We start from the raw sequence: 17,703 nt of genomic DNA, 5'->3' as shown, positions 1-17,703 counted from the left end.
TCAGGTTACAAATGGCTGTTTTCTTAAACGAGATTTTTACGTGCAAGCCGGATTTAAGCTGGCACTTAACTATAGTTCATTAACTCATAAAGGATAATGGATGCAGTTATATCCCAAACTACAAACTTTGTTCATTTATATTACTCTTTTTTTTGATGCTGCTTCTTTTCACGTTCGTACAGCTCCTCCTGGTTCAGCCCATAGAAAATTGGCGGGATAGTGTTGGCTTCCCATTTTTTTCGTTGCTGTTGAAAGACGCTCATCATTTTTTTATCATCAATGGTAACTTTCTCTTCGATGTCTGCTTTCAGATTATACAGATTGAAACTTGAATCTTTCAGGATCACTTGTTTAAACCCAGACTGATGAAGTACCGCATAATTCTTTTGATCAAAATGTCGCCAAAATAAATATTCATGTGGTGACCCTTGTTTTGTTCCCTTGAGATACGGCAACAGATTTGCACCATCTAACTCGTTCTTTGGCGTAGATATTTTTCCGATGTTGGCGACAATTGTTGCAAAAATGTCTAACGAAATAACCGGCTGCTCGTATTTGGTATTTGCTTTGATCTGGCTTGGCCATTGTATCGCAAAGGGCACTCTTATCCCACCTTCAAAAAGCGAACCCTTCCCGGCACGCAACGGGCCATTATCACTGCCATTATCACTCTCTGGCCCGCCATTATCTGAAAGAAAAACAACGATTGTATTTTCTGTAAGATGAAGTTGTTGCAGTTTATCTAACACAGTACCCACACCATCGTCAACCGCACTCACCATTGCTGCATAGGTTTTTCGCTTTGGATTTTTGATGTGATCAAAGCGGCTCAAATATTTTGGAGTTGCCTGTAACGGTGCATGTGGTGCATTGTAAGCGAGGTAAAGAAAGAATGGTTGCTGCTTGTTTCGTTCAATAAATGAAACAGCTTCTCTTGATAGCGCATCGGTTAAATATTCTTTTTCCTCTACCACTGTTTGTTTACGGATGAGTTTGGTACGATAACTTTCTCCTTCGTTTTTTGCACTGTCCTGGTTTACGATTGTGTAATCTTCAGGAAAATAACGATGCCCGCCTCCAAGAAAACCAAAAAACTCATTGAAGCCTCGATTCCATGGACGGAATTTTTCATGCACACCTAAATGCCATTTACCAATGCCCATTGTATTGTAACCGTTTTGCTGCAACAACTCCGGCAATGTTTGCTCAGTAAGAGGAAGACCAACAGTTGGATCAAAAGGTTTATACAACGGATTACGGCTGTAACCAAAACGATCCTGGTAGCGACCGGTGATCAGACCTGCACGACTGGGCGCACAAACCGCATAACTAACATAACCGTTGGTAAATACAACTCCGTTTTTTGCTATACGATCGATATTTGGTGTAGGAATATCTTTACAACCGTTGAAACCTACATCAGCATAACCCATGTCATCAGTAAGAATGATGATGACATTAGGTCGGTCGTCTTTAGTGGTTCTTTCAACTTTCTTTTTTGTAAATGCAAATGGAATTGCAAGAAGAAGCAGACCAGCTGTCCATGCCCCGGTTTTTTGAATTCGTTTACTATTCACTGTTGTTGATTTAAGTTTATTGTTCACTTGATTCAATAGCACCCATATCAGGTTTTCCTTTGATCTTGTTCCCCAATATGTCGTGTGTTACGTTTAAACCAATGCGAAGTCCAATAGTATCTTTTGGAATTGGTTGAACAGTTATACCCTTGTTCACAATCAGATCTTTATTGGCGGGCAAATAATCTTTGATCGATACTCCTCCTTTGTTTTTAAACAAAGGATCTCCAATGATTGGCATTGAATCCTGCAGTGGAATGTCAGTTGGCCAGTTATCTGCACGGAGAAAAAGATTACTCACAAATAGAACATTGGGCACTCCATCAACATCAACTTCTTTTTTCTTCTGATCACCAGCCACAGTTTGAGCGGCTGTTTCAAAATAAAAAATGTTATTAGCAATCAACACTCCATCAGCACTGCTGCTCACAGCTACTTTCGGAGTAATATTGGCAGCAACATAAATCGTGTTGTTGTAGAAATAGCTGTTGTACGGACCTGCATTTTTCTTTTGATCTCCCTGGTAACCGCTTAGCCAGAAAATTTTTCCTTCCTGGAAAGCACCATTCGTTCCTTTTATTCTGAAACCATCGTTAATGCTGATGTTGTAGCGGTAAGCACAATTGTAGTTGTTGCCCAGTATTTCACAAAAGCCACCGGCATTATTTGCACTTACGTTATACTGTATTACTATATCACTGCAATTGTAATCAATATGTACACCTGCAGAATCTCCGGGGCCATTTGCATTTTCAAAGCGATTGTGTTCAATCACAATGTTACTGCAACTCCATGTCCACAAACCACTGCCCCGGCCCCAGTTTCTGCTATCAGCCGTTGAACCTGAATGATCAATCTTGTTATGATGAATATGCCCATCTGTTACACCTGAAAATTGCATACCTGGCCCACCTGTTTGATGCACCTTGCAATCAGCAATTTCCAATTTTTGAATGCTGTTAACGCTGCCGGTAGCTTTTATGCCCGTATGACTCACATTAAATACTTCAGACTTTAAAACCTTCATATTCGTTAATCGCCCTGCCTTTGTATTATTGATGACACGTATTCCCCAACCATAACTTTGAGTACCGTTAGCCGTTTTTATTTCAGCAGCTGAACGTATGAAGCCCTTGGGGTTGTAATATACATCATGCACAACAACATCATTCAACTTTATGTTTTCAAATAGTTCATCTCTTGTTACTTCAACAAGAATACCGCAACGCATTTCAGTTTTGTTGGCTGTTGCATTTTTTTGATACGACATTATACCCGTGAATTCAATTCCGCTTACCTGTATGAACGAAGAATTCTGAATCAGCAATGCATTTAATTCTTCACCAGCATCTAAAACAGGTTTGGCTTTATTTCCTTTAAACGGATAACTGCTAACTACAACAGAATGTTGCGCACTACCTTTTACATTGATAAGCACCAACATGCCTGTGAATTTTTGCCCTGTTGCAAAAAGAATAGAATCGCCGGGGGTTAATTGAATCAACTTTACCGGCGATACGGTTTTCCAGGAATTCGTTGAGCTGGTGCCTTTATTTGCATCATTACCAATTGCTGAGTTGATATAATAATTTGTTGCTTTTAAAGAAAAACCTAAGCAAACAAGAACTATTAAGAGGAATATTTTTTTGATTTTCATTGAACTGATGATTAAACGAATCGCATATTATACAGCAGGAACATGGAAGGAAATATCCTTACAAACTCACACCTGTTAACTGTCTAAAGCTAAACGTAACAGTTCAAAAAAGCCGAAACCTTACATCCAAAAAAAGGGGGTATTCTATTCAAATAAATATTCGAAAGAGGAAAATCATCACCAATTATCTGTTCTGAAAGAAGAAGCAGGCAAACCTTGTGTATTAAATAAACTGCCTTCTGCCCAATTTTTAAATGCATATCGAACACTCACAGGATTTTTAACTGCATCGTTCCAAACAACAAGAACGCCGCTCTTGTCATTACGTATCATTGCCTGCGCTGGATAAAATATTTTGTCTTCACCTGCTATCTCAAAATCGGTAAGAGGTTTACCAAAACTTGATAACCCTTGTTCGCAGTAATCAAACGTAAGCATCAGTCTGCCGTTAGTTGTCTTCTCCAGTTGTTTATAGACAGGGCCGCTGAAAGCAATGCCTTTTATATTGTAATCTTTTGCCAGTGCCCAATAGGCCAAACGATTTCCCACCTGTTCTTTTTGTGCAGGATGGATCACTGTTCGCTCACCGATGTCCATGGTAACTGCCATCGCCGTATTTTTTACTGATAACATAGTTTGCAGTTGTGCTTCACGCAAAAAAGCTGCATTTATTTTTCCCGGTTCAAATGGAGCGATCTGTACAAAGTAAAATGGAAAATCTCCTTGCTGCCATTGCGTTCGCCATGAGTTGATCATGGAAGTAAACAAGGCATGATATTCATTTGCATTTTCACGGTTTGCTTCTCCCTGGTACCACAACACACCTTTTAAAGTGTAGCCAACGTATGGATGCAGCATGCTGTTGTACAAAATTGTCGGAGTTCTGTTAGGAAAAGAATCCGGAAGCGTTGCAGGGATCATTTTATTTTTAAATGCTGATAAGCTTTCTTTATCCATCCAGCTTTCAATCGTTGAAGCACCCCATGCCGATTGAATAATGCCAACTGGCACTCCTAATACTGACTGAATTTTCTTTGCAAAATAATATGCCGTTGCACTAAAATTTCCAGTTGTAGCAGGACCGGCAACTTTCCACTCCCCTTTCACATCGTACAAAGGAGTGATGCTTGAAGAACGGGGCGTATTCAGAAAACGGATGTTGTCGTTCGCAGAGTTGAGTATAGTTTCATTGCTGCCAATCACTGGTTGGTTGTTGTAACCTTTTACCGGCATCTCCATGTTCGATTGCCCGGAGCAAAACCACACTTCACCGATCAATACATTTTTTAAACTAATTTCTTTACTTCCTTTGATCACCAAAGTATATGGACCACCGGCTGCAGGCGTTTGTAACTTTAATTTCCAATGACCATTGGCATCGGTTGTTGCAGTTGCATTGTTGCCCCAACTGCCACGTACCGAAATTTTTGCACCTGGTTTGTCAATTCCCCAAACAGATGCCAACTCCTGCTGCTGCAATACCATGTTATCACTGAACATGCCCGGCAAACGGGTTTGGGAAAATGATTGAATAGCAAGAAAACTACTCATCACTGAAATAAAAAACAACTTTGACATGTTACGCAGTTTTATAAATTATTAGTTATTGCCCAAAATCAATTATTTCTTAACTGGTGAAAGACGATGTATTCCTCCAAACTTAAGAACGAGCCATCCGATCGGATGCAGAAAAGCCATGATCAAAAACCATTGACCGAACCCATTCCCCTGCACCATGTTCAACACAGGATCAAGTATTGCATGAAATGCACGATCCAGAAAACCGGCAGTTTTTGTGGATGGCCCGGTAACCATGGAAGCGACAATCATATTCATCATAATACCACCCAAAGTACTACCTGCTGCCACCACGCTAAATACTGTACCCAATGAATGTTTAGGTACCACATCAACCACCAGTGAACTGATATTAATCAACCATGCCAATGAAGCCAGTACTGTGCAAACAGTTAGCATCAAAGAAATATTTAAACCCGTTGCCGATGCAATGAATGGTGACAAAGGCATTAACAATGCACAACCCAACATCACCCACATGCGACTGGCAACAGGTGTTGCTCCTTTTTTTATTATTCTGCCGGACAACACACCTCCCAATAAACTACCTACACCGGCAGCAGCATAAATAATCCAGGTAATTTTTAATTGTTCCTGAGTAACATTTCTATCTGCACTTAAATATTTCGGAAACCAAAATTGATAGAAATACCAAACCGGATCTGTAATTAATCTGCCAATTAACAATAACCAGGTACCACGAAATAACAGCACTTGTTTCCACGACCAGGCATTGTTCTTTTCTGATTCGAATGCATCTTCTGTTGAGGAAGATGTCTGCAACATTTGTAATTCGGAAGTAGTGATAAGTTTACTTTTTTCAGGACGACGATAAACCATCATCCACGGAACAAGCCATACCAACCCTGCTAAACCTGTTAAAATAAATGCCAGTTTCCAACCGGTTCCATTGCCTAACCAGTTTGCAACAGCCGGCATTGTTTCGGTATACGTATGAGTAGCCAATGGAATTACAATGTAAGGAGCCATGGTGGCACCAATTGTAGCGCCCATGGTGTAGATGCCAATTGCTAAAGCACGTTCTTTTGCGGGAAACCATTCAGACACGGCCTTTGAAGCTGCCGGCCAAATACCTGCTTCACCTAAACCTAATGCAAATCTGTAAACCGCCAATGATGTTACACCTCTGGCCGCTGCTGTAAGCATGTTGGCTAAAGACCACCAGGCTACAAAAATTAATAAGCTTGCACGGGTGCCAATTTTATCAGCAATACGACCTGAAATTAGATAAGCGATGGTGTAAGCTATCAAAAATATATTGATCACATTCGCATATTGCTGGTCACCCATAAAGAGATCTTTCTGTATGGTTGGTGCCAGTGCTGACAAAGTTTGTCGATCGATATAGTTCAAAACAGCCGCCAGAAACAACAGTACAACAATCCACCAACGCATTCCTTTTAATTTCATGGCTTCTTTTATTTAGTAGTGATAGTAAAAAAATATTTACTGCAGCAAAGAATCATAAATAACGATTCCTCCTTTATTTTCTATGACCATTCTTGATTTTGCCTGCAGCTTACTTACTTTTATTTCGATGGTATTTCCCGGCTCAATAACAGGTAGTTCATGCGTGGAAATAACTTTATCCGCTACCATTATTTTCAATACATGATTGGTCAATGTATAAGACGGAAAATCATTTACTCCTTTTATCAAAACGTTATCTTTTGAAGTAGTCACTAAAACAGGGGAAAGTTTTGACTGGAAAGCTTTGTATAAATCTTTGGGCTTTCTGTTCTCATCTACAATACCCCATGGTCTGTAACCACTTTTATTGGTGCTGGTATATCTGCTTAAGTAGTCATTAAATGTCCAGTATGCAAAACCCACGGCATAAGGATGTGTCTTTACCACATTGATGACCCCTTCCAAATGTTTGATTCGTTCTTCCTCACTTTTCACCTGGTCAGACCGTACACCGGTTTCACTGATGAAGATGGGTTTATCAGGAAACCTATTATGTATGTTTTCAAGATTTTTTGTTAAGCCATCTGCATTGCTGTAATTATTAAAATTCAAAAAATCGCAGTAGCGAAAAGAATTATGTGCAAGGTTTAAGTTAGTAACACTTGCTGCTGTACCGATTGCAACAAATGTCATTAATCTGGTGGTATCTAATTCCCGAAACTTTTCCATTTGATACCTTGTCCACTCATCTCCTTCGGTTGTCCAGCTTGCATATTCATTGCCGGTGCTGTACGCCACAATCGAAGGACTGTTCCAGAAATTTTCCACCATTTCCTTCATTTGTGCTTCAAACGCATCTTTAATTCGCTGACTGGTCATTTGCACAGGAGACAATTGCCAGTTCGTAATTTCAGCAATAATCAAATAGCCATGTTCATCAGCCCATTTATAAAAATGCCTGCTGAGTGGTGTGTGACTTAATCTGGAAAAAATCATTTGGCCTTTTCGCATCAGCATCATATCCAGTTGAGCAATGGTATCAGGCTCAGTTGAACCATACACAGGATGATCTGATTGCCTGTTTGCACCAGCCATTCGTATTGGCTTTCCGTTTAACAGTAACTGCGTGCCTTTAACGGTAAATGTTCTTATACCAAAATAAGTTTCATAGTCATTGATGTTTGTTCCGCTTTGTACTAAAGACGTATGCACATCATACAGATTCGGATTATCACAATCCCACAGTAACACTTCCTCTTTGTTAAGCGACAGATTCATTTCAACCAATTGCCTGGTATATGCCTTTATGAAAACTTCCTGTCGGTTGTTGTTTGGTAAAATTTTACCCGTAGTTCTATTCTTAATTGCATAGTTTAAGGTTACTGTTTTGTCTTCATTGTATTTGTTCTCCACCCAGGTGAAGATTTTTACAGATGCTTTGCCGGTATTTAAATCAGGCGTGGATTCAATTTTCTGATTGGAGACATAAACCTTGTTACTGATTAACAAACTCACATCCCTTGTGATCCCTCCAAACTCATACCAGGGAAATACCTGTGCATTACTATTATCAGAAACTCTTGCGCCCGGAATTGTAAATTCATCCCAGCTATTATCAACTTCTACACTGATAAAATTTATTTCTGAAGGCTTGACATATTTAGTGATGGTAATAGTGAATGGCGTGTATCCGCCTTCGTGGTAACCTGCCAATGATCCATTAATAAATATTCTTGCCTTATTAAATACAGCTTCAAAATGCAACCTTACTTCTTTATCAGCTATGGGAGCAGAAAGTTTAAAAGCTTTTCTGTACCAGGCTTTACCAATAATATTATAGCGTGGATCTAAACTCCAGTTATGTGGAACTGCCACCTGGTCGAAACCTGCTACCAACAATGATGTATCGCCTTCTTTAATTTTCCAAGGTTCATGCCAACGAGATGCTTCTCCTCTTTGCATTGGATCAATACTAAAGGTCCAGTCGCCATTTAAAGAAATAGTTTGGCTGTAGCCGGATAGAATTAAGCATTGAAATAAAAAAAGTAATGGTATTGTTTTTAAAAGCAGGTTCATGAAAAGGCAAGTTTAATCGTTAAAATAATTTATAAAGATGTGAGGTTTAGTAACACCTTATTTCAAATAGAGAAACCAGTGCTTCTTTATTGCTGTTTGACAATACTAAATTCAATCGGCTGGTTGTAACTGCTTCTGCAAATTCAATAATCCGGCGGCTTAAATAATTTCCTGTAATGCTGGCAATTGTTTCGTCTTTATCATTCAACAACTTTACCTGATCAACACAAAAAGCCATGGTTGTTTCGGGATTGGCCAACAGTACAGATTCTAACGGATGATCATAATCTGTATCAAAAAACAGTTCGACTTTTTTAATTGCAACCGCTTCGTTCCATTCGATGGTTATGGTTGGATTTAAATCGTCAACCGCCGCTACCCATGCATTAGTAGATGCTACCGGTCTTTGTAAACCATTACGTAAATTTTCCGGGGAGAAGGATTTTAATGCAGGCTCAATTTTCATAGCGATGTTCTTTCCGGCAGGTCTGCGTTTAGGACACCAAAACTCAAATGCATCCACGCCAATATTTTCAGCCGGTTCCTGTTTCCCATAATTGGAGACAGCAGGATTAATAGCATTGAAAACAGAAAGCAAACCGGTGATTCGTTTATCGCTGAAACATAATTCCACCTGTTCATTTTTCATAAAACAAACAAATGCATAACATGCTTCATTAATGAAAGATTTGAATGCGATCGTATAATTTTCCACCCCTGGAGTAATTTCAACTTCTATTTTTTCGAGCGTTACATCGGGCGTGTGATTAAATGACTTGCTGGTTTTTCGCAGTTCAATTTTCAGGTTAGTTGCTTGCTTTGTTCTTGCATAAAATGTTATAGAAGGCATTTGTTGCTGATCCACGGGAAGCATTTGAGCCACTGAATCAGTAATCGTTTGCCAGTGATCTGATACAGGAATTTCATTCAACTGAAAAGTAGATGATGCATTAATGGACACTGCTTTTTGTACCAGATCTATGTAATCCTTTAAAGCCAAACCAGGTATATGATGACCGGTTTTCAATAATTCAAACTGTAGTTCCTGTATATGATGTTTGCCGATTTCACTGGGTGATTGATTATATCTTTTACAAAGCGACGCTGCAACAGCTACCGCCTGTCCGCCATGTGCACAGGTAGCCATTACTCTTGTAGAACCAAATGCCACATGCGTAGCACTGATAATGCGACCTGCAAAAAACAGGTTTGCAATATTTTTGCTGTAATAACAACGATATGGAATTCCATAAACTCCTTTGGAATGCCACTGGTTACAACCAGGTAATTCACTGAATACGCCATCAGATGGATGCAGGTCAACACTCCACCCGCCAAATGCAACAGCATCATGAAAAAATGTTTGTTCAATCACATCCTGCTGTTTTATCATATAATCACCCTCAAAGCGGCGGCTTTCCCTTTTTCCCGGAATTGTTCCAACCCACTCTAATGTCAGATTTTCAGCTTCTGGAAATTGCCCCGAATTTTTTATATGATTCCATACAGCATACACCACTTTCCATAATTCCCATTTGATGGTTTCTGTGTCATGTATGGTATCCAATCTTCCACCATATTCAATCCACCACAAGCGACATCCATAATTGCTGGAATTAAAACTTTTGTATCGGGGAATTTTTGTGATATCATCTAATGCAAAAGCAGGCGGAATATATTTTACAGGCTTACCTGTATCTTTACTGTAGAAGTAAAGCGAATGACCTAATAATTCTCCATATTCTTTTTGAGGTGCAAACCCTTCACCAAATTCATCTTTCGATTCTGCACCCATCCTGAATGCTGCACCTGCTAAGAACCCAACAATTCCATCGCCTGATGCATCACAAAATAATGGAGCAGACAAAATATATTCAGTTGAATTCTGGCTGCAGAAAGCTCGAACAGATTTTATCGTATCATCCTCTTTTTTTTCAAGATCATAAACTGCGGTATTTAAAAGAAGTGTAATATTTTTTTCATTCGTTACTTTCTCCAGCAGAATGGTATCATAAATCAGCGAATTCCCTTCAGGATTTCGATAGGCATTCTCCAGCAAAATCTCGTCAATCAGACCACCCTCTCTTGCCCACCTGTTATTGTTACCCATATGTGATGTTGCACCCAAAACCCACAGCCTGACTTCGCTGGAAGAATTACCTCCTAACACAGGTCTGTCCTGCACTAACACTACACTTAATCCAACTCTGGCTGCTGTTATAGCTGCACAGGCGCCTGAAAGTCCGCCACCAATGATGATTAAATCACCGTTTATTTCAACCAGTTTAAGCTTTCTTTTTGAAGCAGGTTGCTCTATTATCATTTTATAGTTATTTGAAAGATGATTGGGTATTATTTTTTACAACGCTTGATCAAATTTCCACTTAACTGAATCCTGCACTCCATCAGTATTAAGCCCATCAAACCAAACCAGCTTATATTGAACGGAAATTGTTTGTTCAGTTAATTAACCTGACTTGTAACTGGCAATCAAAAACAAATGAGCAATCAGCAGGAGAATAATTTTCATCAGAAAAACTTATGATATCGATAAATGTAGAGCTATATCAATTGGCTTGCGGAAACTCTAATCTCAAGAAAGGGGTAGTAATGTGTCAAGGCAATAAAATTCTGTTGAGTAAACTGCAATAGTTAATGCAATAAGATGAAACATAACAGCTCAGGGCCTTCAACAATCAATTAACAATAGTAGTGTCTGTTTACAAAGAAGGCAATTTTTTATTTCATATTCCGGTAGTTTAAATTAAGACAAAACGACCCCTTTAATGAGTTGATTGTCCCCATGTTTATACTCGTAAGAAAATAGTTTTGGATTAACAGAAAAAATCAAAACTAAACTTGCCATGTTTAAATTCACTAGCCGTTTTCAGGCATTGCTATTTTCAATCATTTTATTATGCTTTGTTTCACTTTCCACTTCTGCACAACAAGGTGGAAATCCCTGTGATCCATCAACAAGTTATTTATACTGGACCGGTGAAACAGACAATGATTTCTTTAATGAAAACAACTGGCGAATGGCAACCGAAGATAATTCAGGACAATCCTGCAATGCTTCAAGCCCGTATTTGTATCAGATCTGTCCTTCTGCACAGGATCTTGTCACCGATCCTCATCCCGATGCTAATACATTAGAGCCTGGTGTCACAATCAATTTCAATCTTTATATTTCATCTGCCAGTGTAGCTGCCAGTGGTAATATATTTTTTGGTTGCGCCCAACTTGGGCTCACTTTGGTAAGCTCTACTATTACTGTAACAAACGGTTCAGTAACACAAGGCGTTTTATCATTAAATAATGAAAGCACCGTTTATCTGCAGCAGGGAACAATGTCAGCATCGCTTTCATTAAACTTTCTGGATGCTGCATCATGGGTTTACCTAAAGCAGGATAATCCGAAAAATCTGTTGGCAAGAACAGGTAACATCTTTATAAATGATGTTGCCGGCACTTTGGATAATAACTTCCGTATTAATCAATATTATCAAAGCGGTTCGGTGGTGCGACCTCTTTCTAACGCATTTGCTCCTGCAAAGATTTACAGCAATTCAAATTTGCAAGGTTCGTCTGCTGATGTAAGTGAAGATATTATTTACAGCGGCTCAACTGTACCTAATGGAATGAATAACAACATCCGTTCATTCAAATTAAAAAGAGGTTTTATGGCTACGTTGGCTGTAAATGATAATGGTACAGGAAAAAGCAGAGTCTATATTGCATCTGAGTCAGATCTTACTGTGAATACGCTTGACGTGGCGCTACAGGGTAATGTAAGTTTTATAAGAGTAGTACCATGGAACTGGGTTACAAAGAAAGGAACCGGTTTTTATTATGACCTTGATGCCGGCTGGTATTACAATTGGAATTTAAATGGTAATCCATATCCAAATACTGAATATGTTCCAATGGCATGGGGTGCAAGCGGAACATTCCCGTCTGCCTTGAGTCAAATCATTGCAAAGAAAAAAACAACCCAGGTATTAGGTTTTAATGAATCTGATAATTGTGAAGATCAATCAGGTCAATTCAATAATCTTTGTCAGCCTGCAGTAGCAGTTGCTTATTATGAAAACCTGATGAGCCTTGGTGTGCGGTTAGGAACACCAGCACCACGTGAAAACGGTCCTACTGGCTGGTTAAAAGATTTTGCTACAATTGCAAAAGCAAAAGATGTGCGTTTTGATTTTGTAGCCGTACACTGGTACGATTGGGGAAGTAATCCTGCAAGCACCCCTAACGCTACTCCTCAGGAAATTTTTAACCGTTTCAAAACTTATCTGCAAAGCGTTTACAATATTTATAAGTTACCTATCTGGATTACGGAGTTCAATGCAAATCCAAATCGACCAAATCCAACACAGGAAGGCTTTCTCACTTTAGCATTACCATTTCTTGATACACTCAGTTATGTAGAGCGGTATGCTTACTTTCAACCAAACAGCAGTATTGCTCAGGTACCAACATCATCTGCCAATTATTTTGATGCAAGCGGTGCTCTTACAAATATTGGCACTTTATATAAAAATCATATTTCAGCCCCATCCATATCCAAGACAACATATACATGTCCCAATAATCTTGACGGATTAGATCAATCTTATGTTTCTCCAATTATAAACACAACTGCTTTTGAAGCAGAGTGCGGAAAATATATTGGCAATCAATGGACAGTTTTGACTGATGCAAACGCTTCAAATGGTTTATACCTGAAAGGCGATGCAAATCTTGCAGGTGCAACAACACTTGCTAAACAAATACATTTTGAATTTGAAACTTCAGTGGCAGGCTCTTACCGGGTTTATATACGTTCTGCATCCACCGGAACAGGAGCAATAAAAATGGGAATGGATGGTGCTGCACCGGAGCAGATATCACCATTTACAAGTTCTGCTTTTACATGGTTCCAGATACCAAGAATTTATGACCTGGGAACGGGCATGCACCGTTTAACAATTGAATTCCCGAACAGCAATATCAAACTTGATCAGATTGTGATTACCAATGGACTTGAAAATCTGGAAGCACTTAAAAAAGATCAAGGTTTCTGTACTCCTTCCGATGTGAAGTTTGGTTTGGATGTAACAGATGTTCTTACTTTCTACGAAGCAGAAAATGCAACACGAGGTTCCAACTGGAATCTTGAAACATCAACCAATACAGGCGGTGGTGCTTATTTGAAGAGTGGAACGAACATCACTTCACCTCAACCACCAACTGGCACTGACAACCAGATCACATTTACAATCAATGTTGCCAAAGCAGATGAATATGAACTTTGGGCAAAGATCAAAGCTATCAATGCAGGCGAGAACAGTTTATGGATCGCTGTTGATGATGAGCCTTATCGTAAATGGGATCGTCTGGGAAGTTCAGTGTATGAATGGTATTGGAAGAAATTTTATTACAGTTATGGAACGGAAGACAGAAGTTTCAGTTACTTCCTTTCTGCCGGAGAGCACACCGTTAAAATTGCTGTTGCCGGTGGCAATGTACATGTTGATCGACTTGCTGTGGCAACAAAAGGAAAAACACCATCAACAACAGATCCTGATGTGTTACTGCTAAATGAAAATTTAGAGTTTGAGGCAGAAACTGCTACGTTCCTTGGTACAGTAACTCAGCAAAACTGTGTAAACTCCTCTAACGGCATCCAGGTAAATATGAGCACAGCTGCAGCCAATGGAGTAAGATTTCAGAATATAATTGCGGCTACTCCAGGTGCCTACAAACTGAAAGTTTCTTACATGAGTAAAGACAGCAGAAGCTTTAAAGTAATTGTAAATGGCGTCACTATGGGCCGACAAATAACAGTCTCTTCCGGAAACTGGTGTTTCATTGATGCTTCAAATCCAACATTGGGTTCTCCTGCTATTCATGAAGTGATCGTAAATCTGAATCGTGGTATCAACACAATTGATATTAAACCATGGGGTGCAGGCTCTCCGCTTCCCAATTCTCCTTTCATTGATAAAATTAAATTGGAGAAAGCTCCTCTTACAGATGTTAACCTTGAAGCAGAATTGGCTGAAATTGTTGGAAGCACATCTATTGTTACCTGTAACACAGCATCGAATGGTGCATTAGCCAGCCCGGCGTTAGGTACTGCTAACGGCATACGTTACAATAACATTTTAGTTGCTGAAGCCAAAACATACGACGTTGATATTTCTTATATCTCTAAAGTGGCACGTAATTTAAGAATCTCCGTAAATGGAGGCGCTTATGTTATTTATTCATTTGAAGCATCAGGCAACTGGTGTTTTGAAGGCGGTTCACCTAAAATAAAAACAATTCCACTGGCATTGGTGCAAGGTGTTAACACAATTGAAATGCGTGCAACAACTGCTGATGCTCCATTTCTTGATAAAATTGTAATCAGGGAACAACCGATCAGCAATGTTACATTTACAACAAGCGGTTTACCCGCAGGTGCAATTTCTGTAAATGTGGATTATAAATTTTATACCAACCCCACTACACTTAGTGTCCCTTTGAATGCAGCAACAGATTTCATAGCACCAGTGGCTACCAATAAAGAAATCTATTTCTCTTATCCGGCAACCGTTACTGTTCCCGGTGGAAATGTGTATTCAATTTCAGGTGTGAGTGCAAGCGGCGGAACTGTTGCAGCTTCGTCTCAACAAGGATTCAACAACCAGTTCACTCCAACACAGCCACGTATTATAACTGGTGCATATGAATTAACCTGTGCTGTACCTACTGTTACAACACAGCCGGTTGACAGAGAGAAAAGCTATGGCGACACTGCACGTTTTTCATTTGAAGGAGCAGGTACAGCTATCGCTTATCAATGGCAAATCAATACAGGAAGTGGTTTTGTGAACATCACTGCTTCTGAAAATAATCCGGGAAGTATCTACACAGGATTTAATTCTGCACAACTTGATATCAGTTCATTAACAGTTTCAATGAGTGGTTACCAATACAAATGTGTTATTACGAACAGTTGTGGTACTGCTTCAACCAATACAGTTATTCTTACAGTTAACCCAATCACAGTAACCATTGCTGCAAATGATAAAACAAAAATCTATGGCGAAGACAACCCTGCTCTTGATGCAACTGTTAGTGGTACCATCAATGGCGATGCATTGAACTACACCCTTTCTACTGCTGCTGAGAAGTTTTCATCAGCAGGCAGTTACCCGATTGCTATTGACCTGGGTTCAAATCCAAACTATAGCGTTACCGTTAATAACGGCAATCTGCAAATAGAAAAAAGAACACTGGTAGTAACAGCCACAACAGGTTCTTCTAAAGTATATGATGGTAACACAAATGCAAGTGTAACAACCGATCCTTTAAACACAACTGCAAATGTGAAGTTATCTGATGACAGAATAAATAATGATGTCTTTAACATCACTCACACAAGTGCCAATTTTGATTCGAAAAATGTAAGCACAACCCATGTGATAAATGTTTCCGGTCTTGAATTAGCAGGAACTGCTGCTGCCAATTATGTTCTTTCAGTTACTTCAGTTAATACAAGCAATGACGCAGTGATCACGCCAAAAGATGTTACAGTTTCAGCTTCAGGTATTGATAAAGTATATGATGGAAACACAGTGGCTAACGTTACGCTCTCTACAGATAAAGTTGGTGGAGATGATGTATCAGCATCATTCAGTGCAGCTAACTTTGCCGACTTTAATGCCGGCACATGGGAGGTTTCTGTAACAGGTATTACTATTTCCGGAAATGATGCAGGCAACTATACACTATTGAACAGCACTGCAGTTACAAATGCAAAAATCAATAAGGCAGGATCAACAACTACCCTGATCACAAGTGCTGCAACGGTTCGTTATATGGATCCGTTAACAATGACTGCAAAAATAAAACCGGCAAATACGGCGGGTGCTTTAACAGGAACTGTACAATTCTCTATTGGAGGTGTAGCATATGGATCACCTGTTGCCGTAGTACCAATCCCCGGTGATTCAGAAGGTATTGTGCAGGCAACAATGGCACCACAGGTTTCGAATCTTCCTGCAGTAAATCCATATTCAGTTACTGCAACATTTACAAGTACAAATAATAATTACGAAGGAAGTTCGGAAGCGAAATCTATAACAGTATTGCAACGCAATGCAAGTCCTTACAATGACTTTGTAGGTTTCTATACAGGTACATTGTTCGCATGGACTTCCGGACCAAACTCTACTACTGCTTCAGTTACATTGTCTACTACTATCAGAGATAACAGTGCACCAAGAGGTGATATGAGAGGTGCAAAAGTTACTTTCTATCTCGTGAACGGTACAACATTAACGCCAATCAACGGTGCACAAAATCTTCCTGTAGGATTGATCGATATCAATGATGGATCTGTTGGAACTGCAAGTGCAATTGTGAACTTTAACATTGGTTCGAACAATGCACAAAACTTCCAGATAGCAGTTGGTATTTCAGGTGCGTATATAAATAATCCGAACTTATCATCAGCACAAACAATTGTTACGGTTTCTAAACCGATACCTGGAGGCTACATGGTAGGTGGTGGCAGAATAGAAAACATCAGTTCTTCCGGTTATGTGAGAGGCAAGTCCGGACTGAATACAGATTTCCAGGCCGACATCACTTATACTAAATCGGGAACAAATCCAAAGGGAAAAGCCAATGTCTTAGTACGCAGTTATTATAAACCCGATGGAATGTTAGATACAGAACTGCATACATATATTATTGCAACCAGTGCTATTTCCTCGCTGAATGTAAGCTCACCAACTGCAACTGCTACATTCAGTGCAAAGGCCAATCTCTACGAGCAGATGACTGATCTTAGTCTTGTTCAGATCGAAGGCGGCTCAACATTTGAAATGGTTATTTACCAGAATGGATGTGATCAGAAAGTAGCGATTACACTTTATCGAAAAGCTGGTGGCATTTGGTATTCGAGTAATTGGAATGGAACTGCAACCATCCAGCAAAAATTGAATGGAGGCGAAGCATCTGTTTCAGGTGGAGGAATTTGTTCTGTTACAGCACCAAGAATCAGCAACAATGTTGAGCAGATTGAATTACTGCCGGCAGTAAAATTCAATATCAAAACATACCCCAACCCGAGCACTTCCTATTTCATGATCAGGATTGAAAGCATGGATGAAAAAATGCCAATCAATGTACGGGTTCTTAGCATGAACGGCAAAGAAGTAGAACTGATCAGAAATATAAAAGCAGGGCAAACCATACAAATTGGAAACAGCTACTTCCCTGGCATGTATGTGATGGAAGTGATACAGGGTGAAAAGAAAATAACAACGAAGCTGATTAAACAAGCGGATTAGTTTTAACACTGCCAACAACGCAGCAGTAAAAAATAGTGATACAGTAGCAGCA

Annotated in this window: 7 protein-coding genes; 1 reads left to right on the top strand and 6 read right to left on the bottom strand. The window is 39.5% G+C overall.

What is annotated here, in order from left to right:
- Positions 1 to 140 precede the first annotated feature (140 nt).
- The 6 genes from H4075_RS07330 to H4075_RS07305 all read right to left on the bottom strand — a co-directional run bounded on the left by H4075_RS07330 (position 141) and on the right by H4075_RS07305 (position 10,642).
- Positions 141 to 1,577, bottom strand: a complete 1,437-nt coding sequence (locus tag H4075_RS07330; RefSeq protein WP_220494886.1) for a sulfatase-like hydrolase/transferase — start codon at positions 1,575 to 1,577, stop codon at positions 141 to 143.
- Positions 1,578 to 1,593: 16 nt separating this feature from the next.
- Positions 1,594 to 3,234, bottom strand: coding sequence for a right-handed parallel beta-helix repeat-containing protein (locus H4075_RS07325; protein ID WP_182805525.1), 1,641 nt, complete (start codon positions 3,232 to 3,234; stop codon positions 1,594 to 1,596).
- 177 nt (positions 3,235 to 3,411) lie between these two features.
- Complete coding sequence (locus H4075_RS07320; protein WP_220494884.1) at positions 3,412 to 4,812, bottom strand: sialate O-acetylesterase; 1,401 nt, start codon at positions 4,810 to 4,812, stop codon at positions 3,412 to 3,414.
- 42 nt (positions 4,813 to 4,854) lie between these two features.
- Positions 4,855 to 6,243, bottom strand: coding sequence for an MFS transporter (locus tag H4075_RS07315; RefSeq protein ID WP_182805523.1), 1,389 nt, complete (start codon positions 6,241 to 6,243; stop codon positions 4,855 to 4,857).
- 36 nt (positions 6,244 to 6,279) lie between these two features.
- On the bottom strand, positions 6,280 to 8,319 hold the full coding sequence (locus H4075_RS07310; RefSeq protein ID WP_182805521.1) for a glycoside hydrolase family 2 protein: 2,040 nt from the start codon (positions 8,317 to 8,319) through the stop codon (positions 6,280 to 6,282).
- Between the two features lie 46 nt (positions 8,320 to 8,365).
- Positions 8,366 to 10,642: an FAD-dependent oxidoreductase gene (locus tag H4075_RS07305; RefSeq protein WP_182805519.1), complete on the bottom strand. Its 2,277-nt coding sequence runs from the start codon at positions 10,640 to 10,642 to the stop codon at positions 8,366 to 8,368.
- 541 nt (positions 10,643 to 11,183) lie between these two features.
- Between H4075_RS07305 and H4075_RS07300 the strand changes: the two genes are divergently transcribed.
- Complete coding sequence (locus tag H4075_RS07300) at positions 11,184 to 17,651, top strand: glycosyl hydrolase (protein WP_182805517.1); 6,468 nt, start codon at positions 11,184 to 11,186, stop codon at positions 17,649 to 17,651.
- Positions 17,652 to 17,703 lie beyond the last annotated feature (52 nt).

It is taken from the genome of Lacibacter sediminis (assembly GCF_014168535.1).
Taxonomy (GTDB): domain Bacteria; phylum Bacteroidota; class Bacteroidia; order Chitinophagales; family Chitinophagaceae; genus Lacibacter; species Lacibacter sediminis.
Note: the sequence above shows the minus strand (reverse complement) of the source record. Positions and strands in the feature narration are given on the sequence as shown.

Coding starts and splice junctions, on each gene's coding strand:
- H4075_RS07310 (WP_182805521.1), bottom strand. CDS start 8,319: ATGAACCTGCTTTTAAAAACAATACCATTACTTTTTTTATTTCAATGC.
- H4075_RS07320 (WP_220494884.1), bottom strand. CDS start 4,812: ATGTCAAAGTTGTTTTTTATTTCAGTGATGAGTAGTTTTCTTGCTATT.
- H4075_RS07315 (WP_182805523.1), bottom strand. CDS start 6,243: ATGAAATTAAAAGGAATGCGTTGGTGGATTGTTGTACTGTTGTTTCTG.
- H4075_RS07325 (WP_182805525.1), bottom strand. CDS start 3,234: ATGAAAATCAAAAAAATATTCCTCTTAATAGTTCTTGTTTGCTTAGGT.
- H4075_RS07300 (WP_182805517.1), top strand. CDS start 11,184: ATGTTTAAATTCACTAGCCGTTTTCAGGCATTGCTATTTTCAATCATT.
- H4075_RS07305 (WP_182805519.1), bottom strand. CDS start 10,642: ATGATAATAGAGCAACCTGCTTCAAAAAGAAAGCTTAAACTGGTTGAA.